The following is a 21,103-nucleotide window of genomic DNA, read 5'->3' as shown; positions in this document are numbered from 1 at the left end:
CATGTGAAAAGAAGAAAAGTGGGGGTTCACCCGAAGGTGAGGGAGCGCATTTTGGCCTCGAGTACGGTCAGATTGTGGAATCCTCGGCGTTTGTTCCGCTCGGTTCCCCGGAATATTGCGATCTCGATGCCATGTCTCTTGCACAGGGCGCAGGGGCAAGCGCGCCAGGGAGCGTCGCTGAGGATGCGCTCGTAGTATGCGAGGTAGCTCTTCTTCTTCGGGCCGAGGACGAGCGACTCGTAGACAGAGAGGGCGTCGAGTACTTCTTCGAGCGAGTTCTCTCCGCTGTCGAATTCCCGTAGTGCGCGCAGGCAGGCACGTTCTGCGGTGATGGCCTGGGCCTGGGAGACGCTTCCGGACAGGATGAGGCGTTTGAGTGCGGGGTTGCCGTCGACTTGGGGGACTCTGATGGCGGTATAGGCACCGGTGTCGGTGTGGTAGTTGTTGCGGTCGTCCATGAAGGCCTGGCGGAAGGCGGAGGTGCTGTCGAAGCTTGTCACGCCGTGGCGGGCGAACTGCTCCATGCTGTCGACGCGGTTGATGCCGAGCAGGTGTAGTTCGGTGTCGTGGTTGCGTACTTCGTCGATGGCCCGCAAGCAGGCCAGGATCTCGTGGGACTTGAGGGGGACCATGCCGCCGAGGGCGATACGCCGGTATCCCATTTTCTGCAGTTGCGCGACGGAGTGGGCGTAACTGTCGGGTCCCCACCCCTGGGCGGCGCCGACGGGTTCGAAGTGGGCGCCGTGCTTTTTGGTCGCGGTGAGAAAGTTCTCAGCGAGTTCCAGGGAGATCTGCTGGCGTTCCACCCACGCCGCTTCTGGTTCCGTGTCGGATTCTTGAGGGATGTAGCCGAAGATGATGTGGTCGATGCTGATGCCGGCGTCGAATCCGCATCGGCCGTAGAAGTCAAGGACTTCGTCGACTTCGTAGGGTGGGCGCTCTTCGTCGATATAGTTGAAGGCGCCGCAGTCTCCGATGGTGGAGCATTCGTCGGGGAGACGGAAGAAGTTCCTCACGCCCAGGCGGTAGAAGCGCTCGCGCTGGGGGGCAGAGTATTTACCTGCACCCTTCATGGATCCGTCGACAACCGCCTTGCTGACAAGGATCCCGTCGTAGGGGATCGGTGTCACGGCCTGGTGGGCGTAGACGTCATCGCGCTGACGGACTCGGTAGGGCGAGTACTCATCGTTGATGAAGTCGTACGTGGGGCTCACCAGGTCCTGGCTGTCAGGGAAATAGAATTTCACGCGGCCTTTGCCTTTTCCTGCACATAGATACGGAGGAGGTAGTTCGACAGGGTGCTGATGTGGCGGGGGTTGTTCTGGAGTTCGTTCCAGGGAGTGTTCAGGTCGGGCCAGCGTCCCTGGGTCCAGCGGCAGTGCGGTGCGATCAGGGCGAGCTCGTTCCGCGCCAACTCCACGGCATGGGGTGAGGCGGGGTCGATGGCCATCATGACGCGATCCATCAAGCGTCCCATGGAGCGGATGCCGACGCCGTGCATCAGCCGACTCTTAGTCGCCGGCAGCCCCCACGCGTCGGGGAAGGTGTCGCGCACCGCGGTCCAGTAGACGACGAGGATCTGGCGGATGGTGGCCGTGTCGACCGTGCCATTGGACAGATTTTTGTAGGGAAAGAAGGCGCCTGACGGGGAGTTGAGGGATTCCTGGATGGCCGTGGTGAGGCTGTTGTCCGTGACGACGGCGTCCGTCTTCTGCTCGGCCGTGGTGGACGGGCGGCGCACCAGGCCTCGAAAGGGTGAGTCCTTGTCGTGGTTGAGGGCCTCGACCAGCACGGCGGGGAGTTTGCGGGCGGAGAGCTTGGTCGGCAGCAGGGTGCCGACTTCCGGGAGGAGTTCGGTCACGAGATTGGTGGGCAGCGGGGACACCGTGTTCACGCGCAAGAACTGGTCGCGCTGGGTTTCCAGGTCTTCGGCAACGAAGCCGGCGATGGTCACAGCCAGGCGGGTGTTGCGGGTGCGAGCCAGGGCGAGGCTGCGCTGCTGACCGTCGACGATCCAGGCGGGCCGGGGGGCGTCGGGGGCATCGGGCAGGGTGATCTCCAGCGTGCCCGAGGTGCACAGGCCGTCGCTGCTGCCCGGGCCCGGGCTGGACTTGAACCGCACGCTGGAGGGCAGCGCCATGATCAGCCCGTTGGGAAACAGGACCTCCTCGCCGTCGAGGTACTCGAGAATCTGCTTCACATGCTGCTTCTTCTCGGGGCGTTGGTAGCCGATCAGTTTGCCCGCTTCGTCTCGGGAGATTCGGGCAACGTCGGCGACCTGGTGGACCTCTTCCGCCGCCAAGGTGAACACATACAGCGGGATCGTGGGGTGCTGATCGATCCGCAGAGCCCGACGCTTAAGCACAGTGGAGGTCATCGTTGGCCAATCGTTGACGAGTACAGGCCTGCGAAGCGCTTTTGTTCGCAGGCCATCCCCTTGTCTCTCAGTAGGCGTAGCAGGCGCGTGCGGGACGAGTCTGGGTAGCGGCTTTTCATGTCTTTGATGAAGTCGATCACTGCAGCGTCCGACATCGGGGTGCGGGCGTAACGTTCTGGGCAGGCCGCCTGGCCGACCCAGGCCGTCCAACGCTCTTTAGCGGCAGGGGTGATGAGGCGGCCGGGTGTGCAGTGCTGCAGCCAGGCTGCCGCCATGCGGGCGTTGAGGCTGGTGAGGGTGCCGCCCAGGGCGTTACGCAGGGCGGCGTTGGCTGGGATGCGCAGCACGCCGTCCAGGTCGCAGGCGCCTCCGATGAGCACTGTGTCGGCTCCACTGGCCGCCAGGGCTAGCAGGTCGCGGTGCATGGCTTGGGCGTACGTCTCGGACAGCACCACAAGGATTCGTCCGGCAGAAGCCGCAATCTCGGACAAGTTGCGACTTTCGTCCATGCGCTGCAGACGATCCCACCAGTCGGCCGCCTGGGAAGTGGAGGAAGCCACGGAATCTGCGTGTCGGGACATGAAAGTGGCCGCGTAAGAGGGGGCAAGACTGGAGACTGATCGCAGACCCAGTCCGGCCGAGGCCACATACAGGCGGGGCGCGAACCCGGCATGGGTAGCAACGGCAGCCAGGGCTTGAGCACGCCGCCACTGGTCCCCTTGGTAGAGATGCGCCAACTCCACCCGCGCCTCGGAGGCGGTTTGAAGGCGGCGTTCCCATTCCGCAACCCTCTCGGGCAGATCCGCGGCGGGCAGATCGCGGGCCCGCAGGGCGGTCACGGGTGGTGAAGCCTTCCGGTCCGTGCACGTGACCACGATGGGCAACTCGTTCACTGCGGATCGACCTCTGGCTTCCCTAACTCGTCCGTTGTCGTGATTACTGTAGCCGGTAGTTACCGGGGTAGGCTTCGCCTGCCTCAACTGAGGCAACTGGACATCAGACAAGGGAGTGACAGCATGCATCGTCCCGCGATCGTGTTGCTGAGCGGCGGCCTGGACTCGACCACGGTGCTGGCTATCGCCAAGGACCAGGAATTCACTCCCTACGCGCTCAGCTTCCGCTACGGTCAGCGCCACTCCATCGAGTTGGAGGCAGCCCAGCGAGTCGCCCAGGCCCAGGGGGTGGCCCGGCACGTCATCGCCGACATCGATCTGCGGGTCTTCGGCGGCTCTGCCCTGACCGCCGACATTGAGGTGCCCAAGCACGAGTCGCTCCAGGACACGCCCCAGTCCGGGGTACCGATCACGTACGTGCCGGCCCGCAACACGATCTTCCTGTCGTTCGCACTGGCCTTCGCCGAGACCGTCGGCGCCAGCGACATCTTCACCGGGGTCACGGCCGTGGACTACAGCGGCTACCCCGACTGCCGCCCCGAGTACATGGAGGCCTTTGCCACGATGGCGAACCTGGCCACCCGAGCCGGCGTCGAAGGCACCTCCAAGATCACACTGCATTCTCCCCTGATCGCACTGTCCAAGGCCGACATCGTCCGCGAGGGCCTGCGTCTGGGCGTGGACTACTCCCTGACCTCCTCCTGCTACGACCCCGACGAGCAGGGACAGGCCTGCGGCAAGTGCGAGACGTGCCTGCTGCGCCTGAAAGGCTTCGCCGAGGCCGGTGTGAAGGACCCGGTCCAGTACCAGAGCGCCTGATGACCTACCTGATCAAGGAAATTTTCTACACCCTCCAAGGGGAAGGCAGTCACGCAGGACGCCCTGCGGTCTTCTGCCGCTTCTCGCGCTGCAACCTGTGGACCGGCCGGGAGCGCGACCGGGCCCGCGCCATCTGCCAGTTCTGCGACACCGACTTTGTCGGCACCGACGGCGAAGGCGGCGGCCGCTTCACCACCGCCGACGACCTGGCCGCCGCCGTGGAGGCTGCCTGGCCCACTGTCGACCGCGCACACCGGTTCGTGGTGTGTACCGGAGGAGAACCCCTACTGCAGTTGGACGAGAAGGCCATCAACGCCCTCCACGACCGCGGCTTCGAAGTCGCAGTGGAAACCAACGGCACCCGCCCGGCACCCCGGGGTATCGACTGGCTGTGCGTAAGCCCCAAGATCGGCTCCACACTGGTCCTCACTCACGGCGACGAACTCAAACTGGTCTATCCCCAGGCCGGCGGCGACCCCGCCCAGTTCGAAGACCTCAACTTCCGCCACTTCAGACTGCAACCCCTGGACGACGCTCATCGCGAGGCCCACACTCGCGCCGCCGTCGAGTACTGCATGAAGAACCCGCGCTGGACACTTTCCCTCCAGACGCACAAGTATCTGGGAATTCAGTAATGGAAATCTTTCGCGAGTTCACCTTCGAAGCAGCCCACCGCCTGCCACGTGTCCCCGAAGGACACAAGTGCGCCCGCCTCCATGGCCACTCCTACAAGATCACCGTGCACGTCGAAGCGCCAGTGGATGCGGAAGCAGGCTGGGTAATGGACTTCGGCGACGTCAAGCGTGCATTCAAGCCCATCGACGCACAACTAGATCATTACTACCTGAACGACATCGAAGGCTTGGAAAACCCCACCAGTGAGAACCTGGCCCGCTGGATCTGGGACCGGATGATCGCCGAACTCCCCGCCCTGTCAGCCATCACCGTGCGCGAGACCTGCACCTCCGGTTGCACCTACCGAGGCGAGTAGCAGCATGCACGACATCCAAAACGAGGCCGACTCCCGCGGCATCGCCATCGACGAAGTAGGGATCAGCGGCCTGCGCTACCCCGTCACGTTCGATGACGGCCACACGCGCCAGAACGGCATCGCCGACATCAGCGTCACCGTCGGCCTGCAGGCGGACCGGCGCGGCACCCACATGAGCCGCATGATCGCCCTGGTGCACGAGGAAGTGGCCACCCTCGCCCCGCAGGAGTTGCCCATCGCCCTCAAACGAGGGCTCGAACTGCTCGAAGCCCCCACCCTGGCACTGACGCTGTCCCTGCCCATCGCCACGACCGTGACCGCACCCGCCAGTAAGCGACAGTCGTGGCAAACCCACGACGTCACCATTACCGGCCGCATCACCGCCGACACCTGCACCGTCGCCACCACGGTGACCACCGACGTCACCAGCCTGTGCCCGTGCTCCAAGGCCATCTCCGACTACGGCGCCCACAACCAGCGCAGCGAGATCACCCTCACGGTCACCGGGACCACCGACGCGCCCTACCCCCTGGCGATTCACGAAATCGTCGACCTGCTGCGCAGCGCCGGTTCCGCCCCCGTCTTCCCCCTCATCAAGCGGCCCGACGAACGCGTCGTCACCATGCAGGCATATGACCATCCCGTCTTCGTAGAAGACGTCATTCGTGACATAAGCCTCGCATGCCGCGAAAAGGGTCTGAATCACGCGATCCGGGCGAAGAACCTGGAAAGTATTCACAGCCACGACGCCATCGCCAACCTGACCTACACCAGTTGAACCCACGCACGCGGCCCCAGGCTGGGAAGGGGGATGCCATCCCCTTCCCTACGCCGTGCCTGCGGCGGCAAGGCGCATCGTTCCGCCCGAGCCCGCGCGGCGTCCACTGGCGGCTATGCACACGCCCATCGGCCAGTACAGCAGGCCGGCACCCGCGACGCTGTCTGGCGCCCGCCGTTGAGAGACCCACCCGAGTGCCTTAGCGCGGGATCGCCGCCTGACACCCCGGACCTTAAACACCCCCGAAACCGAGCACTTCCCCCAACACCACAGCACGGACTGACGCCTTATGGATGTCAGTGCCGTGCGCTGCACTGTCTGCACGTTCGTCCCACCGCCCGTCCGCCGCTGGAGCCGAGCGCAGCACCCCGCCACCGAGACAGAAAGTAGATCGTGAAGGCCCCCGCTCCTGCCGGTATCGCCACACTTATCACCTACATCGCCACTATCCCGGCCGCCAACTTGGCCGTCACCCACTTCGGCGCGGTACCCGTCGGCCTCGGTTACGTCGCGCCTGCCGGCGTCTACCTCGTCGGCCTGGCGCTCGTCCTGCGCGACCTTGCACGCGAGGCGACCGGCAGAGGCGCCATCCTTGCCGCCATAGCCATCGGCACCGTCCTCTCCTACCTCCTCGCCGACCCCAGCCTCGCCACTGCCTCAGCGGTTGCCTTCGCAGTCGCTGAGACCATGGACTTCGTCGTATACGAACCCCTGCGCCGGCGAGGACTTCTGGTTGCGATACTCGCCTCAAACGCCGTCGGGCTTCTCGTCGACAGCCTCCTGTTCCTCCACCTTGCCTTCGGCTCCCTTAATTACCTGCCTGGACAAATCCTCGGCAAAACGTGGATGACTTTCGCGGCCGTCATAGTCCTGGCGCTACTGCGCCGCCGTTACCGCGTTATCGCCTGAGGCTCCCAGCCTCAGCGCCCCTGTTCGGTGGCGAACTACCGCACCTGGCCACCCGCAAACTCCTCGCGCTGCTCGACCCGGTCTCACCGCCTCGCAGGCGTGCCTTCTGGCGGCATCTTCAGGGCCTGGAGTGACACGAATTCTGCTCTTCGCCTCCACTCCGGCACACTGGGTGGAAGCCCAGACGGCCCCGCGGAGCCCGACCGTAGTCCTTGGCCCTAGACCACGACCGGTAGACGACGGCCGGGCTACAAGGCGGTGGACGGTGTCCAACTACGGTCACCGTTTGCGCCACGTAGGTCCGGGATGCACCCGAATGGACGTGGGCACTAGCTCACAGCCTCTTTGAGCGTCTGTGGACTACCTGTGGACGGATCGCGTTCCATCGGCCGATCATCAACCCGTGACCTGCGTGAACGTAGGAGCATGAAACGCCCTCCGGAGCCGTGTGCGCAGGTTCGAATCCTGCCGGGGGCACTCGCCGAGGATCAGCAGAAATCAGGCGCTGACCAGGGCGGATGCCGACAGAAGAGGGCGGGAGTCAGTCTCACTGACTCCCGCCCTCTCTCGTTGTCTCTCATGGTTTGCGTGTGAGGGGCGTGTGAGCCCACACGTTGCCTGACCGTGCCCCATGGTTTTCGCTCTTCTGTCGCTCCCATGCCGTCGTGGACACCCGCAAGCGGTGCGCGGGATCTTCTGCAGGTCTCCCATGCGGCAGGTCTCGACGACTGGCGAGGCGCTCACCGAGTTTTCCATGGCAGATTCACCCAAGACCTGTGTGGGAGGTGACGCACTCCGCTAGCGTCCACACTCCGCATCCAAGGGGGGAACAAATGGATCCGGTGTCCCTAGTGATCACCGCCCTCGCGTCACGGGCAGGCGCCTCGCTCGCAGACCACGGAAGCGACGCATGGAAGGACGCCCTCTATCGCCTACGCGCCCGAACAAGCAGCGAAACCGAACCACCTGCTGGTGACCATCCGCCGGTCCATCCGCCCCAACCTGAGCCGGCTCCCCCCATCCCAGAGGCACCGCGCGACGGCACAGCACAGGCGGCCCTCTCCCAAGTGTTGGAGGGCTATTACAAGAAGGTCGGCCGACGTGCCGACGTCAGCTTTTTCGCCGCACTCATTGCGGCTGTAGTGGGCTATATCGTCATTGGCGGTGGTATCTGGCTGGGCGTGCACCACTCCGACGACCAGGCACTGGCAGTTGTCACGACAGCGGGCGGCATCTTTTCACAGGTCCTTTCATTCTTCTTCTTCCGTAACCGGGCCGAAGAACGAAAGATGATGATCCAAGTACTCGCAGACCTTCGGCAGGACGCTGAGGCGGACGCTAAGGTGGTGCGCGCACTCGAACTCATTGAGCAGGTGCAACAGCCTCTCCTCAGGGACAATCTAACTGCAGCGGTTGCCCTTGAGCTCAGCAATGCCACAGCAGACCTGAAGAGCATCCACAGTGCACTGAAACTTTTCGATACCAACGGTGAGCGGCAGTCGGACGGCCATCGAGTCACTCCCCTGCCCCCTGCGTAGGCTCACGAGAGCCATGTGCGCACGTTCGAATCCTGCGGGGGCACTCGCCGAGGATCAGCAGAGAACACGCGCTGATTAGGGCGGATGCCGATATGGAAGAGCGGGAGACGGTCTCACTGTCTCCCGCTCTTGCTCATTGATGCGCACTGATCGCGTGTGAGGGGCGTGTGGGTCAACCCGCAGCGTTCTTGATCACGATCCGAGCGTGCCGATAGAAGCGCTCGCGGCTGTCGTCCAAGCCTGCACGCTCGGGTCGTGCGGTGCCGTTCACAATGGCTTCCGCCGTCCTGCTGGCCCAGGTCCCATGCGCGTCGAAGACCCTGTTGGCCCTCTCTCGCAGGTCGAAGTCAGGCATGACCTCGATGACGGGCAGCGCTTCATCATGGTGCTTACGCACGAGAGCCGCGCACTCGTCGTACAACTCGATCCTTCGGACGCTGACTGCCTCAGACGCTTCCTTAGCCTTCTTACGGAAGTCACGCAGCATCTTCGAGATAGCTGTGGCTGTGGCCGCAACCTGCTCCCGCACTCGCTGCTCTTCGGCGAGTCGCGACTCGTGGCGGCGCTTGGCATCCTCCTGCTTGTCAGCGTGATCTTGCCTCGCCCTCTCCGTTCGGGCCGTGAAGTAGTGGGCCGTCCATGCGGCCAGAGCGGAACTAATACTCCAGTTGTAGATCATGATCTTCATCGTTGATGGATAGCCTGCCGTTGGTAGTGGCAGGCCCGGGAACGGGCTTGATGGCGTCGTCGCCAGACGGACCAGCCGAGGTGATGTGCGGCTGGGCGGGCGGTGGTGGTCAGTGCGGCGAACAGGTGCTGGATCTCGTTGCAGGTCAACGGAATCAGCTCGCCTGGGGCCGGGTGGTGGTCGTGTTCGTGTGCGGTGGCTGCGGCCAGGAAGGCATGGGCGAGCATCGCGAGGGTGACCCAGCGGTGCCAGGATGTCCAGCGTCTGACCTGGTGTTCGTCCAGCCCGGCCAGGCCCTTGGCGGCCTGGAACGTCTCCTCGACGGTCCACCTGCGCCCGGCCACCCGCACCAGCGTGGCCAGCGGCACCGGGGTGGCCGAGTAGCAGCGGTAGAAGGCGAGTTCGCCACTGTTGCGGTTGCGGCGAACGAGTAGATGGCGGTGACCGGGCTGGTCGTCGGCAACGTCGGCCAGGGCCCAGTCGTAGTAGCGATGCCCCTTGGCGCCGGCGCCTGCGGAGAATTTCTGCCAGGCCCGTTTCGGCAGCTTCTTGGCCAGTGCATCGGCCCGCACCTTGCCCGCCCGGGTGGCGATCTGGTGATCGCAGGCGACCGCGAGGACGTAGCCGACCTGGCGGTATTCCAGCGCGCTCCGCAACTGCGGGTTGCCTCCGTAGACCTCGTCTGCGGCCACCCAGGCTGCACGGATCCCGGCATCCAGGGTCCGGTCGATCATACGAAGGGCAAGCGCGGGCTTCGTGGCGAAGCCGATCTCCTCGGGAATCCCGGCCAACCGGCAGCGGGCCGCATCCGTGATCCACGAGCGCGGCACATACAGTTCCCGGTCGATCGCCGCGTGCCCGCGTCGGCTGGAATAGGCGAGGTAGACGGCGACCTGGCTGTTCTCGATGCGCCCGGCAGTGCCGGTGTATTGGCGCTGCACGCCGACAGTGGCGGTGCCCTTCTTCAGGTCGCCGGTCTCGTCGACCACCAACACCACGTCCTCATCATGCAGTTGCTCGAAGGCGAAGCTACGCAGATCGTCCCGGACCGCATCGGCATCCCACTTCGCCCTCGACAGCAGATGCTGCAGGCCGTACGGGGTGGCATCGCCGGCGTGCTCGGCCAGCGTCCAGCAATTCTTGCGTGGCAGGTCCGACAAGAGCCCGAGCACGAACTCCCGCGCCCGACGCCGTGGTTCCACTCGGGTGAACCGTCCCGCGATGCGGCCCATCAGAGCCTCGAACATGTCCTGCCAGCGGGCTGGATCTATGCTGTGACCTGCGGCCACCGCCTGATCTTCTGTCTTCACACACCGATGATCATCGGTGGTCGCATCCGTTTCGCATGCCGCCACTCGTTGAGCAGAAGGTGCCGGGGCATCGGTGCCGTGATCGGGCTGACTCAGCCAAGCGACTACAAGGCAACAACGAGCGCGCAACGAGTGGGTGGCGACCCTGCGGCCAGACGCCTCTCGCCCCCTACCATCCGGGGCAGGGGGCCCCACGCGCACCCCGGGCAGGGGCTAAGCATGTGGTCGACCACTTCACGTCCGGTGTTCCGGCGCTTCGTCGGTGCCGTCGCGGTCGGCGTGGCCCTGGCCGCAACCTCAGGATGCACCGTTCCCGCCGACGCCGTCGCCGGCATCTCCGTGACCGCCGACGGCCATCTGCTCGGCGTCATGATGGTCTGCGGACATCAGATCGATGGCGCGACCCTCTACGTGGACAGCGACGACGTCAACAAGCAGGTGACGGTCGGTTCATGGACTGCCGACCGCCCCCTCACGCCGGGTCTCGCCACCTGGCCCCTCGATTCTCCTGCTGCTGGCTGGACCGCAACCAGATCCCTCGCTCCGCTCACCGCCAAGACCACCTACGCGCTCTACGGGTGGACCAAGGACGGCTCATGGGCAGCGAACAGCATTTCCTTCACCCTGGCCGACCGGGACCGGCTCACCCCGGGAAAGGTTCGCTACGACAGCATCTCGGACAACGGCGATGTATCCGCAATCACCGTCTCAATAGCGGAGTTCAAAGCCAAGGCCTGCCAGAACATGTAACGCTACGGCGCCTCCTACCAGGTCGAGGCGCTCCCGTTGTCGGGAGACACGCGCTCAACCTTCGCCGCCGCAAGACACAAGATCACGATCTACAACTGGAGTACTAGCAACGCTGGTCGAAGAGGCGAGTGACCGCGGGCTCACTGCGCAGGCACTCAACGGACAAGTTCAGAAGCACCTCGACTACGTAGTCAAACAGGCGCAGGGAGCACCACTCCTCGCATTCATCGATCCCTTCGGCCTCGGCCTGAGCTTCGAAGCGCTGACTGAGCAACTCTTCGGGTCTCGTCGACCTGCAGGCGCCACAGGACGAGACGCCACTGAAGTCCTCCTGAACTTCAACGCCAACGCGGTACGGCGGATCGGAGGGGTTCTCCGTAGCACCAAGGAGACCAAGAGCAAGGAAGCAACGCTGGTCGCTATGGACTCCGCCTGTGGCGGCGGATGGTGGCGCGACGAGTTCATGCAGGCAGCCGACAACCGTGAAGCTGTGCAGCGCATAGCGGAAGGCTACGCCGAGCGCGTAGGTGCAGTTGTGCGAGCCCACTCATGGATGCTCCCCGTACGCAACCGCGCACACCATCAGCCTGCGTATCATCTGGTCCTCTTCAGCCGCCACAAGGACGGGCTTTGGCTCTTTGGGGAAGCCATCAGCCTTGCCCAAAGCCGTTGGCGCCGAGAGATTCTGCCGCCTAGAACTGAAGAAACGCTTTTCGACAGCGCCGATATGTTCGAGGAGGATGAGAAGCAGCGTGAGCGGGAGTGGATCGCAACGATTAAGAGCAACATTGAACGCTTGCTCAGAACTCACGGTGCCTTCCTCATTGATCGCTATCACGCCGAGGTCATGGGTGACGTCCTCGGCGAGGCGCGACAGAAGCACATCAAGGCTGCAGTGAAGCAGTTGCATCGCGAAAGTAAAACCGGATGCAACGGAGTTGGGGACGTGCCTTCTCTGAGGATCACACCGCCATAGGCACACGTACCGTCTCGGGTGACTGCCCGGGGTGTTACAGCCGTCGGCGATGCCGACCCCTCAATGGACGTAGGAGCCGGAGGCGACTTCCGATCTACCTTTGCCTGACGAGGGGTGCACAGCAGATCCGGGACTGCGAGGCAGCAGTCCGGGCCACGTCCACATGGTGACGTGAAGCGACTCTAACCGATAGCAAAAGGGGCATAAGCGCACAATGCTGACTGCGCTGCGAAAAACCTGCCGCCAAGACGCCTCACGTGCCATACTCCCCGCACCGACGCTGTAATGGACACGACAGGGGAGAGAAGCGTGCAGAAAAAGCGCTCCGTAATGGGGGCAGTGGTTGCGGGCCTCACAGGTTTGTTCCTGTTGGCCTCCGCCCCTTACGCATCAGCGCATGACCGCAGTGTAGATCTATCCTGTGGTATATGGGGTTACTGCGGCTGGGGCAGTGTCCTGAACAACCACACAACCGTACGCGCATGCGACAGCGTTGCAGACGGGTATGGAGTACGCACTCATTACTGGCTGAAGTCAGGTGCTAGTGGGCTAGTTGGTGATGCGAACGGCTCTGAAAGCGGCTGTGGCATCCGAGACGTGGGTACCACAAGCAACCCAGTCGTCTCATTCCAGGTCTGCGCCGGCAAGAATGGCATCGACACCTGGTGCACCAGCAAGTATAGCTCGTGACGCTCGCGAAAGCGTCAAGCGCACGGGAAAGGGAAAGGAATCGCTGCAAGTTCGGGGTTAGTTAGGGGCAACCCGCTAACACTGGCCTTCATTTTGCTGCAGAGTCCTCGCCAGCTTCCTGGCGAGGACTCTGCAGCGGCGGACAACCCTGCACATCTGCGGATTACCGGAGCAGGTGAGGGGCAACAGCGGCTCAAGGTCAGCGCCTACCCAAGTTGCTTCGGTACGAAGGTGTCTCTGACCCATGGCGCCGTCCTCCGTGAGCACTGCCGCTCGCTGGCCATCCTGGAAGCAGTCTTGAGCCCCTGAGTGGGAGGACCGCTACCACTCCTTGCGCCGGCCGCTCTCCTCGTGCGGGCGAAGATGAACTAGACCCCGCACACAGCGTCTCCGCTGGCCACGGGGTCTTTGGGCACCTCTGAGCGTCGCCGACAGCAGGTGAGTCAGGCTTTCCGGTAGTTCTCGGGTCGGTGCGACCGCCACCAGCCAGGCAGGGACCCGACGTGTCAGAGGCGTGCGCTTGGATGAGCGGGTGACCGTTCATGACGTTGCTCGGCAACTGCCCGAGATAGCAGTTTCGACGACCACTGGTCCGAGAAGGAGTCGATGGCCTCGATGCGGAACGGATCGGGCGACGAGTACTCGATCGTTTTCTCGCCCGCCGGCGCCTACGTCCGGGGATTCGATCACGAATCGCCTATGAGCCCCTACGCAGCGGACGGGCCATGGCCCGGAGTGCTCGATGAGGTTCCTGACGTCTTCCGGCCGTGCGTCGAGGAGCCGGCGTTCTCGGATGAGGACGGGATGCCTCTCGTCACCGCGTGTATGTGGCGATGGACGGGCGATGCCGGCTGGCGAGCGGGGACGATCGACTTTCCCGACGAGGGAGCAGAAGATCCGGACGGCGCCGGGCACCTCTTCCACCTGTTGGTCAGAAGGGGTGCCCCCGGCAGGATTCGAACCTGCGCACACGGCTCCGGAGTGATTGCGCCGATTGAACCTCGCATCCCGTCTGACCTGCGCTGGAGCCAGTCCGTTGTGGTACGGGGACGCGCATTGTGTCGGAGCTGTGTCGCAGGAGCCCCCCAGTTTGCTGCGGCCGGGCACTGTGGATCGCTCACCGGAAGCGTTTCAGCGGTGGGCCGAGGACTACTACGAAGTCCCGGTCGACCTGGAGGCCGTTCGCCACGTCTTCGCTTCGCGTCCTCTGACCGAAGAAGTGGTCCGCGCGTTGAACTCCGAGATCTTCCTGGCAGACCTCGTAGAGGACATTGCGGAGATCGGCTATCCGATGAACTGAGGCATGGAGCAACGACGAGGCCCCTGGACGCGAGGCGGATTCCAGGGGTCTCGGATGCCAAACCTCGCAGCCGGCTACGCAGTTGACGATCCGGCCGCAAGTGATCGCAGCTTCCCAAGCTGAGATTGCGGAAGGTCTCGGCAGGCAGCGCGGGCCACTTCACGCCGTTGTCGACGATGTAGCGGAGCGCATGCGGCATGGTGCGCCGCGCTGCTGGTTTCAGGGCAGTTGGTCGTAGCTGCACCAGCTGCTCTGGTCCAGCATGTCTCCCGGCGTGAAGGGGTAGCTCGCGGGGAGGGCGAGGGTGTCGCCGATCCGTTCACCCGCATACGTGTCCGGTGCTGCCATGTCTGGGGTGTAGATGCGGCCGTAGCGTCGCAGCCAGCTCTCCCAGGTCCGGTCCACATTGCAGTGGTGCAGGAAGAACACCGGGTCGTTGGGGGAGCTCAGCGGCAGCATGTCTCCGCCTGTCCACATGTGAACCTGATTGTGCGTCCAGGGCCGTGTCGCTGGGCGCCAGCCTTCGAGTCGACTGCGGAAGCCGTCCGAGTTGACGCTGTAGTCGACGACGTCGTACCGGTCTTCCGGTTTGGGATTGGGGCTGTCTGGTGCGAAGTCGAGGGCCGCTTTCACATCCGCGCCGGTCGGCAGGGTCTCCCAGCCTCCCGGCCAGGGCCGGGCAAACTCCCGGATCAGACCCCGTCCCCGGCCGTTCCCGGCCTGCGACGGCCGTCCGTCGGGGCCGCTTTCGATGCGGACGGTGAAATTGTCCGGGTCGTTCGGGAAGAAGCCGAACGGCCCGTCGGAGACGGGGTTCCCTTGCCCGCCCATGTACGAGGACGTCCAGATCGGGGCATCGGTCGGCGAGCCGTCGTCGCCGTCGGCCGACCAGTCCCAGTACGGCAGCGCGAAGCTGCTGTCTCCGAGTATCCGTTGAATGTTGTACTCCACGAGGATGAGCAGCAACCGGTGCCACGGCAGAAAGACCGGCCCTCGGTGGGCGTAATTGCGAAGCAACGGGTCGCCGTTCCGCGGAATGGGGTAAGTTCCCGCCTGAATGTGCCAGATCACAAACAGGTCGTAGGTGTACACCGGGTTTTCCGGGCCAGGGATGCCGAAGCTGTTGGTGGTGCGCCCTGTCTTCTCCTTCTTGAGCAGATCGACGCCCGCTATGTATTTCTTCCGCGAGTTCTCGTCGTGCAGGATGTTTCTCCGGACCAAGGCCATCTCAGGCGCCTCCTCCGAAGTGGTCGGGATAGGTGGACATCAGTGCCCGGACGGCGTCAAGCGCCGAGGTGAACTGGTGATAGGGCAGGCCGGGGCTGTACAGCATGCCGCTGTCAGCCACGTGCAGCCGGGCCGTCACCGGTGTCCCGTCCACGACGACGTCGTAGGTGGTGGTGACCGTGATCCGGTGCCCCTCGTGCTCCGTCGTGCGGACGGAAGGTGCTGGGCCCGGCGTGTGCTCTCCAGTCGGCCGGGCCGACTCGGCCAGGTATCTTCCGAGTGTGTCGGGCGCGGCGGCGGCAGCGACTGCTTCCGGGTCGATGGCTGTCATGACGGACTCCCTGATAATGGTGGTTCGCAGGGGTCAGGGGAGTGTGGACATCCCTCTGTTTCCACCATCCCCGGCCCGACCCTGGCTGTCCAATCGGCCATTTGGTCAAGAGTCTTGCCAGCCTGTAAGCGGCTTCCCTCCGCGGGCCCGAGCGTCCTTGTCACCTTCCTCGGACAACGGCCGGTCCTGCCGGTACCGTGCTCCGCGCCGATCGCGCGAGTCTGGGAGCCACGAGGTGAAATCGCTGCGGGCGGACGCTACGCACACCGTCTCCCCCGTCGGCGCCGGCGGCGTCAGCGGCGCGCACGTCACCGGATGTTGTTCCGCAGAGGTGAGTGAGGGCCTTCCGGCTAGGTGTGGATCGCCACATCCGCACCGGCGACCAGAAAGGCCCTCATGCCGCACCTCTGCCCGAGAGCCGGGGGCGCCGCCCCCTGTGTGGCGCCCCCGGCCAGGTGGCGCTACGGCAGCTGCTTCTCGTGGTTCTTGTCCTCGTCGGAGTCGTAGACCAGCTTGCCGTCGCTGTCATAACCCTTGATGCGCGGGGCCACGGAGACCTGTTGGTTCAGGACGCCGGAGGCGACGAACCAGCCGTGGTCCAGGGCGGCCTGGCTGGTGGCGCCGCCGTAGGAGACGGTCACCCGGGCCACTGACGGCTCGACGGTGCCGATGACACCCCACCGGAACGGCAGCTTCCAGTTGCCGCGGTCGAGGAACGACTGCTGGTAGAGCTTGCCGCCGTTGATGTCGGCCATCACGGGGCCGGCGCCCGGCACGTCGTCGGAGCCTACGCCGGCGTTGATGCCGCTTGCCTGGCCGTCCTTCAGGTTGCAGATCAGCCGGGTCTGCTTCGGTTGCTCCTTCACCGCGACGACGTACATGCCGTCGCCGGGCGCGTTGGAGTCGCCGGTGCTGTTCATCGCCAGGATGATCCGGTAGTCCTCGGCCGCGCCCAGGTCCATGCGGAAGCCGGACGGGCCGGGTGTGCGCAAATGGTCGTCTGCGAGGCACTTCTTCAGCCCGTCGGCGGCCTGCCCGAAGGTGATCCCGTCGAGGAGCTGGCCCTCCGTCGCCGGCCGCGCGGGCCCCGCCGGCGACGCGGACGGCGTCGGTGTCACCGGCGTCCGCGGTGCCGCGCTGACCGGCGGTTTCGATGCCACCGTATTCCCGCCCGCGTCCCCGTCGGTCAGCGCGTACGCCCCCACGGGCACCGCCGCCAGCGTCACCAGGGCCGCTCCGGCCGCCGCCACCCGGCGCCGCCGCTCGACCGTGCCCCGGCGACGGATCGCCGGATACGGCACCGGAGCGGGCCGGATGGTGTTCGCGTCCTCGGCGAGCAGCTCGCGCAGTTGCTCCTCGAAGTCCCCGCCTGTTCCCATTCCCTGCCGCTTCTTCTCCTCGTTCACTTGCCGGCTCCCTGCCCGGACGACACTCGGCTGCGGACAGGTGCGTCCACGACCTGTGCGAGTCCCGGATGCGTACGCAATTTCGCCAGCGCCTTGGACGCCTGGCTCTTGACCGTGCCGGGCGAGCAACCGAGGATCTCGGCGACCTCGGCCTCGGGCAGGTCCTCCCAGTAGCGCATGACGATCACCGCCCGCTGCTTCGGCGGCAGTCCGGCCAGCGCCGCGAGCAGGGCGCTGCGCTCATCGGCCCACGAGACGGCCTCGTCCCGGCCGGCCGCCTCCGGCGGCGCGGCGGTGAGAGCCTCCTTGACCCGCCGCTTGCGGAAGCGGTCGCTGTTGCAGCTGACCAGTATCCGCCGGACGTACGCCTCCGGGCTGTCGCTGCGCGAAACGCGCCGCCATGATCGGTACGCCTTGGCCAGCGCCGTCTGAGTCAGGTCTTCGGCGTGGTGCACGTCGCCCGTGAGCAGATACGCGGTCCGTACGAGATGGGACCACCGCGCTCTCACGAATTCTTGGAACTCGGCCTCTTGTTTGGCCTGCATCAAGCACCCTCCCTCGCCCTCCAGACCACAGTTTCGGCGGATTCGGTTGCCCGGGATCCGGCCCCTTGTCGGTCAGGTGCGCGGGGCCACTGACGAGCGTCGGCTGGGACCGAAGTGTCAAGTGGTCGAGCCGTGTGATGATGCACGAAGGGTGACCCGTCCTGGGGTGGGGCCGGGTGCGTGAGAAGAAGCGGGGGCCCGTCGTGGGCAAGGGTGGGGAGTCCATACCGGACGAGGAGTGGGAGCGCTTCCTTCGTGAAGCCGAGGCGGGGACCAAGGGCGCGCCCGAGGAGCCGTCGGCGCGGGCCCGGATGGTGACGCGGCGGCTGCGGGAGGACACCGGCCGACCGGAGCCGTGGCGGAGTCACCAACCGGCCCGCCGGCAGGGAAGCAAGGTCTGGTACGCGGTCGGTCTGCTGGTTGCGGCCGCCTTGGTGGTCGTGGCGCTTGATCCAGGGCGAGTGGCTGGATGGTTCGGGGGCGGAGGCGGAGGCGGAGGCGGCGAGAGTGCGCCGCCGGCCGCGGAGTCGCAACGTCCGGATCAACCGCCGCCGACCGAGGCGGCAGCCCAACTGCCGACCATGAAGCAGCCGTTCAGGGGGTCGCCCGCGGCGCTGTGGGGCGACGGTGCGGCTGGGATCGGCATGCCTGAGGCACGGGCGACCGGCTGGATGAGCAAGGAGCAGGTCGCGCGGGCGCTCGAGAAGACGCGGGGCTTCCTCGCGGCGTCCAGTCTGGATCCTGGAGTGCTGCGTGGGGAGCGGCCGGGGAAGGCGATCGCGGTGATCAATCCTCATCAGCGGGATGTCCAGGACTTCCTGGCGACCGCGTTCCGCGCGCCCAGTCGGGAGAACGACCCTCTGCTGCTGTTCAGCCGGTTCGACAGGACGGAGGTCCGGCTTGTCGGGGATGTGGTCAAGACACGAGGACGGATCACGTACCGGGAAGGCGAGCGCGGTGCCGTCGAGGTGACCACCGATGTCACGTACGTGTATCCGGTCGCACCCGCCGCAGCGGGAATCGACGAAGTCGCGCGCACCATCGTGCGCCGCGAGGTCGTGATGAGCTGGGACGACCCGGCCAAGGTCGTCGTCGAGCCGGGTACGTTCTCCCTCGTCTCCTACAAGGTGGACACCACCAACGGTGGCTGCGACACCTTCACCGGCTATCTGACCCCCAAGTTCAGCGCGGAGCGTGCGACCACGCGCCCGGGAGACGGCCCCGAGGTCGACCCGTACGACCGGAGCACGTCGATGGAGACGCGGATGCGGGAGGCCGGCGATGCGGGGTGCGGGACCGCCACACGGTCGTGAGCGGCGGCTGTAGGGAGATCGGGGCCGCTCGCGGGGAGTGACGAAGGGCCTGCCGCAAGGGGCTACGGGGTGCGTACGGGTCCCGGTACGGGTGGTACGTGGGCAGGTGCCCGTTCCGGCTGCTGTGACCCGGGTGTGGCGGGGACGAAGAGCCGGCCGGTGGAGGGCCGGGTCAGTGGGCGGACCAGGTGGCGTACCCGTGGGGAGCCGAGCACCACGGTCGGCAGGATCGCGCACAGCACCAGGCCGACGACCTCGGCAGGGACGCGGCCGAGGCCGGCACCAGCAGCCGGATGATCAAGGCCCACTCCAGGCTCAGTGGGTCGGCGGCCGAGTAAGGGGGGCGCATGGAGAGCCAGTTGCCCTGGTGGGCGTCGCGCGTGTCGCCCTTCTCGGAGCTGTCCACCCCCGTGGTCGTGCTCACTCGCCGCTGCCGTACGGGCGGGTGAGGATCTCCATCGCGTGGCCCACCGGGTCCTGGAAGTACAGGCCGCGGCCGCCGTCGCGGTGGTTGATCTCGCCGGGGTGCTCCAGGTGCGGGTCGGCGTAGTACGTCACGTGGGCCTGCTGGATCCGGTCGAACGCCGCGTCGAAGTCCTCGTCGGACACGAGGAAGGCGTAGTGCTGGGAGGCGATCGGTCCCTCCGGGTCGGCCATGTAGTCGAGGGTGACGCCGTTGCCGGTGGCGACGGGAACGAACGGGCCCCAGGGCGCGCCGACCTCCAGGCCCAGGATGTCCGCGAGGAACTCGGCGGACTCCTGCTTGTCCCGGGCGTGGACGATGGTGTGGTTCAGCTCCACGTTCATGGTGTGCCTCCCTGCGGCACCTCTTGTCGGCGCCTCCGTGCCCCACCGAACCGATGTCCGGCACGCGGTGCCGTAATTCCGACCCTAGCCGGGGCGGTCCGCGGACGGTAGCCGGATCCGTATCACCCGAGCCGTCACCCGACCAGTCACCCGACTCGGGGCGGACGGGAACATGACGCGACCAGTCGTAACCCCGCGCCTCCATGAGTGAACCGAGACAACTGAGCGTACTCACGAACGCACGTCGCGCTCATCCCGACCGCTTCGTCGTGCACGGCCTTGCGGGCATACGGCTCTCCCGGCCAGTGCTGTGACCGGAAAGGTTTGCCGGGAAGCTCGCGGCGTCCGGTGCTGAGGGCACCTCCCACGCCGTTCAGGCAGTGGGGGAACATCGCAAGGCGGAGCATGACCCGCGTACTGGATGTACTCGGGTGATGCGACAACGCGGCTGGGGGTCCCCCTGCTCGAAGAGCTTGGGGGAGCCGTGCCGGGCGTCACGAGCCGGTGAACCTCTCCGGTCACAGCACTAGAGGAGCCCCAGGTCGCCGAGTTCCTTGTGCAGGTCGGCTCGCGGGTTGTCGGCTCGCACCGGGAGGTCGCCGCCGGTGGTTGTCCCGGTGCCGCCGTCGGGACGGCCGGCTCCGGTGGGCCGTGCGCGCCGGTCCCGGAAGAGCCAGGCTCCGGCCAGGCCGCCGATCAGGCCTCCGAGGTGTCCGAGCCAGCTCACCCCCGGTGTCCCGGGCACGGCGACGGTGAGCATGTAGGCGAAGGAGGCCGCCATGACGATGCCGATCAGCGTGTCGATCAGGTGCCGGTCGAAGAGGCCGCGGACCACGACGTAGCCGAAGTAGCCGAAGATCAGGCCGCTGGCGCCCACGGTCTCCACGCCGCCCCGTTCGAGGAACCAGACGGTGAGTCCGCTCGTCACCGCGACGAGCAGGCTCAGTCCCAGGAAGCGGGCCACCCCCCGGTAGGCGGCGAGGAAGCCGAAGATGAACAGCGGACCGGAGTTGCTCTCGATGTGCGCCCAACTCCAGTGCAGGAAGGGCGCGGTGAGGATGTCGGGCAGCGTGCCGAGGTCGCCGGACGCCACCCCGAACTGCCGTGAGAGGGCGTAGCCGCCGGTGTAGTTGGCCAGTTGCACCAGCCAGACCACCGCGAGGAACCCGAACATCGTGAAGAACGCCTTCCGCGCCTCCGCGATCATCTGCTCCGGACCGGCCGGCCCGGGCCCCGCCCCTGCCCGCTCCTGATTCGATCTGCCCATGGCGCGTTCCCCCTCCCCCTGCGGATCCGTGTCCGCGTCACCACGGACTTCCAGTATTCCCGGCGGCGGGCGTGCGGGGGGAGGGGGAGAACATGTGCGCGGGGAGCGGGATGGGGGCGCCGGCCGCTTCCACAGGTCGTGGAAGGGCGGGGACCTCCCGGTGCCGGCCTTGCGGGCGGCGTGCGGTG

The 21,103-nt window shown here is 65.8% G+C and carries 21 protein-coding genes and 2 pseudogenes; 11 read left to right on the top strand and 12 right to left on the bottom strand.

The annotated features are described in order from the left end of the window. Positions 1 to 26: 26 nt before the first annotated feature. From dpdA to ACFY3J_RS30715, 3 genes are read right to left on the bottom strand one after another with little or no spacing between them, the layout of a single operon-like run. Entirely contained in the window at positions 27 to 1,247 is a 1,221-nt protein-coding gene (gene dpdA / locus ACFY3J_RS30725; protein WP_390842174.1) for a tRNA-guanine transglycosylase DpdA, read from the bottom strand. Beyond that, positions 1,244 to 2,377 (bottom strand): DGQHR domain-containing protein DpdB, encoded by a 1,134-nt coding sequence (dbpB, locus tag ACFY3J_RS30720; RefSeq protein WP_390842173.1) that lies wholly within the window; start codon positions 2,375 to 2,377, stop codon positions 1,244 to 1,246. Before dbpB ends, dpdA begins: the two co-directional genes overlap by 4 nt. After that, positions 2,374 to 3,216: a hypothetical protein gene (locus ACFY3J_RS30715; RefSeq protein ID WP_390842172.1), complete on the bottom strand. Its 843-nt coding sequence runs from the start codon at positions 3,214 to 3,216 to the stop codon at positions 2,374 to 2,376. Before ACFY3J_RS30715 ends, dbpB begins: the two co-directional genes overlap by 4 nt. A 177-nt stretch (positions 3,217 to 3,393) precedes the next feature. Here ACFY3J_RS30715 and queC point away from each other — a divergent pair, with 177 nt between their 5' ends. The 6 genes from queC to ACFY3J_RS30685 all read left to right on the top strand — a co-directional run bounded on the left by queC (position 3,394) and on the right by ACFY3J_RS30685 (position 8,305). After that, entirely contained in the window at positions 3,394 to 4,089 is a 696-nt protein-coding gene (queC, locus tag ACFY3J_RS30710; RefSeq protein WP_390842171.1) for a 7-cyano-7-deazaguanine synthase QueC, read from the top strand. Beyond that, the gene (queE, locus tag ACFY3J_RS30705) at positions 4,089 to 4,724 is read left to right on the top strand and encodes a 7-carboxy-7-deazaguanine synthase (RefSeq protein ID WP_390842170.1); all 636 of its coding nucleotides are present in this window, start codon (positions 4,089 to 4,091) and stop codon (positions 4,722 to 4,724) included. Before queC ends, queE begins: the two co-directional genes overlap by 1 nt. Continuing rightward, complete coding sequence (gene queD, locus ACFY3J_RS30700) at positions 4,724 to 5,080, top strand: 6-carboxytetrahydropterin synthase QueD (RefSeq protein WP_365292021.1); 357 nt, start codon at positions 4,724 to 4,726, stop codon at positions 5,078 to 5,080. Before queE ends, queD begins: the two co-directional genes overlap by 1 nt. Before the next feature lie 4 nt (positions 5,081 to 5,084). Next, the gene (locus tag ACFY3J_RS30695) at positions 5,085 to 5,858 is read left to right on the top strand and encodes a GTP cyclohydrolase I FolE2 (protein ID WP_390842169.1); all 774 of its coding nucleotides are present in this window, start codon (positions 5,085 to 5,087) and stop codon (positions 5,856 to 5,858) included. Positions 5,859 to 6,251: 393 nt separating this feature from the next. Then, entirely contained in the window at positions 6,252 to 6,767 is a 516-nt protein-coding gene (locus ACFY3J_RS30690; protein ID WP_390842168.1) for a VUT family protein, read from the top strand. An 833-nt stretch (positions 6,768 to 7,600) separates the two neighbouring features. Continuing rightward, positions 7,601 to 8,305, top strand: coding sequence for a hypothetical protein (locus ACFY3J_RS30685; protein ID WP_384171295.1), 705 nt, complete (start codon positions 7,601 to 7,603; stop codon positions 8,303 to 8,305). A 172-nt stretch (positions 8,306 to 8,477) separates the two neighbouring features. Here the strand turns inward: ACFY3J_RS30685 and ACFY3J_RS30680 are convergent, their stop codons facing one another. Together ACFY3J_RS30680 and ACFY3J_RS30675 are read right to left on the bottom strand one after the other, a co-directional pair. Next, positions 8,478 to 8,993 carry a hypothetical protein gene (locus ACFY3J_RS30680; RefSeq protein ID WP_384171298.1) on the bottom strand — a complete coding sequence of 172 codons (516 nt, stop codon included), beginning with the start codon at positions 8,991 to 8,993 and terminating at the stop codon, positions 8,478 to 8,480. Next, on the bottom strand, positions 8,990 to 10,225 hold the full coding sequence (locus tag ACFY3J_RS30675) for an IS701 family transposase (protein ID WP_390842190.1): 1,236 nt from the start codon (positions 10,223 to 10,225) through the stop codon (positions 8,990 to 8,992). The genes ACFY3J_RS30680 and ACFY3J_RS30675 overlap by 4 nt, the downstream gene beginning before the upstream one ends. Positions 10,226 to 10,522: 297 nt before the next feature. On the opposite strand from ACFY3J_RS30675, the gene ACFY3J_RS30670 reads away from it, so the two are divergent. The 4 genes and pseudogenes from ACFY3J_RS30670 to ACFY3J_RS30655 all read left to right on the top strand — a co-directional run. Continuing rightward, the gene (locus ACFY3J_RS30670) at positions 10,523 to 11,053 is read left to right on the top strand and encodes a hypothetical protein (protein ID WP_384171301.1); all 531 of its coding nucleotides are present in this window, start codon (positions 10,523 to 10,525) and stop codon (positions 11,051 to 11,053) included. A gap of 112 nt (positions 11,054 to 11,165) precedes the next feature. Further along, the gene (tcmP, locus tag ACFY3J_RS30665; protein WP_384172573.1) at positions 11,166 to 12,029 is read left to right on the top strand and encodes a three-Cys-motif partner protein TcmP; all 864 of its coding nucleotides are present in this window, start codon (positions 11,166 to 11,168) and stop codon (positions 12,027 to 12,029) included. Positions 12,030 to 13,283: 1,254 nt separating this feature from the next. Then, positions 13,284 to 13,649 (top strand): annotated as a pseudogene (locus ACFY3J_RS30660) (hypothetical protein); the annotation flags it as partial. A 178-nt stretch (positions 13,650 to 13,827) separates the two neighbouring features. Then, positions 13,828 to 14,019, top strand: a pseudogene (locus tag ACFY3J_RS30655) (hypothetical protein); the annotation flags it as partial. Positions 14,020 to 14,238: 219 nt separating this feature from the next. Here the strand turns inward: ACFY3J_RS30655 and ACFY3J_RS30650 are convergent. From ACFY3J_RS30650 to ACFY3J_RS30635, 4 genes are all read right to left on the bottom strand, one after another. After that, complete coding sequence (locus tag ACFY3J_RS30650) at positions 14,239 to 15,246, bottom strand: tyrosinase family protein (RefSeq protein ID WP_390842167.1); 1,008 nt, start codon at positions 15,244 to 15,246, stop codon at positions 14,239 to 14,241. A gap of 1 nt (position 15,247) precedes the next feature. Further along, positions 15,248 to 15,577, bottom strand: a complete 330-nt coding sequence (locus ACFY3J_RS30645) for a hypothetical protein (RefSeq protein WP_390842166.1) — start codon at positions 15,575 to 15,577, stop codon at positions 15,248 to 15,250. Positions 15,578 to 16,038: 461 nt separating this feature from the next. Then, positions 16,039 to 16,983 (bottom strand): hypothetical protein, encoded by a 945-nt coding sequence (locus ACFY3J_RS30640; RefSeq protein WP_384171309.1) that lies wholly within the window; start codon positions 16,981 to 16,983, stop codon positions 16,039 to 16,041. Further along, positions 16,980 to 17,528, bottom strand: coding sequence for a SigE family RNA polymerase sigma factor (locus ACFY3J_RS30635; protein WP_384171312.1), 549 nt, complete (start codon positions 17,526 to 17,528; stop codon positions 16,980 to 16,982). Before ACFY3J_RS30635 ends, ACFY3J_RS30640 begins: the two co-directional genes overlap by 4 nt. 203 nt (positions 17,529 to 17,731) lie before the next feature. Here ACFY3J_RS30635 and ACFY3J_RS30630 point away from each other — a divergent pair, with 203 nt between their 5' ends. Further along, complete coding sequence (locus ACFY3J_RS30630; RefSeq protein WP_384172576.1) at positions 17,732 to 18,841, top strand: hypothetical protein; 1,110 nt, start codon at positions 17,732 to 17,734, stop codon at positions 18,839 to 18,841. Positions 18,842 to 19,013: 172 nt separating this feature from the next. Here the strand turns inward: ACFY3J_RS30630 and ACFY3J_RS30625 are convergent, their stop codons facing one another. The 3 genes from ACFY3J_RS30625 to ACFY3J_RS30615 all read right to left on the bottom strand — a co-directional run bounded on the left by ACFY3J_RS30625 (position 19,014) and on the right by ACFY3J_RS30615 (position 20,915). After that, a complete protein-coding gene (locus ACFY3J_RS30625; RefSeq protein ID WP_384171314.1) occupies positions 19,014 to 19,265 on the bottom strand; it encodes a hypothetical protein in 252 nt (83 codons plus the stop codon). Further along, positions 19,262 to 19,648: a VOC family protein gene (locus tag ACFY3J_RS30620; RefSeq protein WP_384171317.1), complete on the bottom strand. Its 387-nt coding sequence runs from the start codon at positions 19,646 to 19,648 to the stop codon at positions 19,262 to 19,264. Before ACFY3J_RS30620 ends, ACFY3J_RS30625 begins: the two co-directional genes overlap by 4 nt. Positions 19,649 to 20,174: 526 nt before the next feature. Then, positions 20,175 to 20,915 carry a rhomboid family intramembrane serine protease gene (locus tag ACFY3J_RS30615; RefSeq protein ID WP_390842165.1) on the bottom strand — a complete coding sequence of 247 codons (741 nt, stop codon included), beginning with the start codon at positions 20,913 to 20,915 and terminating at the stop codon, positions 20,175 to 20,177. Between the last annotated feature and the right edge of the window lie 188 nt (positions 20,916 to 21,103).

The organism is Streptomyces sp. NPDC001231, assembly GCF_042896885.1.
GTDB lineage: Bacteria > Actinomycetota > Actinomycetes > Streptomycetales > Streptomycetaceae > Streptomyces.
Note: the sequence above shows the minus strand (reverse complement) of the source record. Positions and strands in the feature narration are given on the sequence as shown.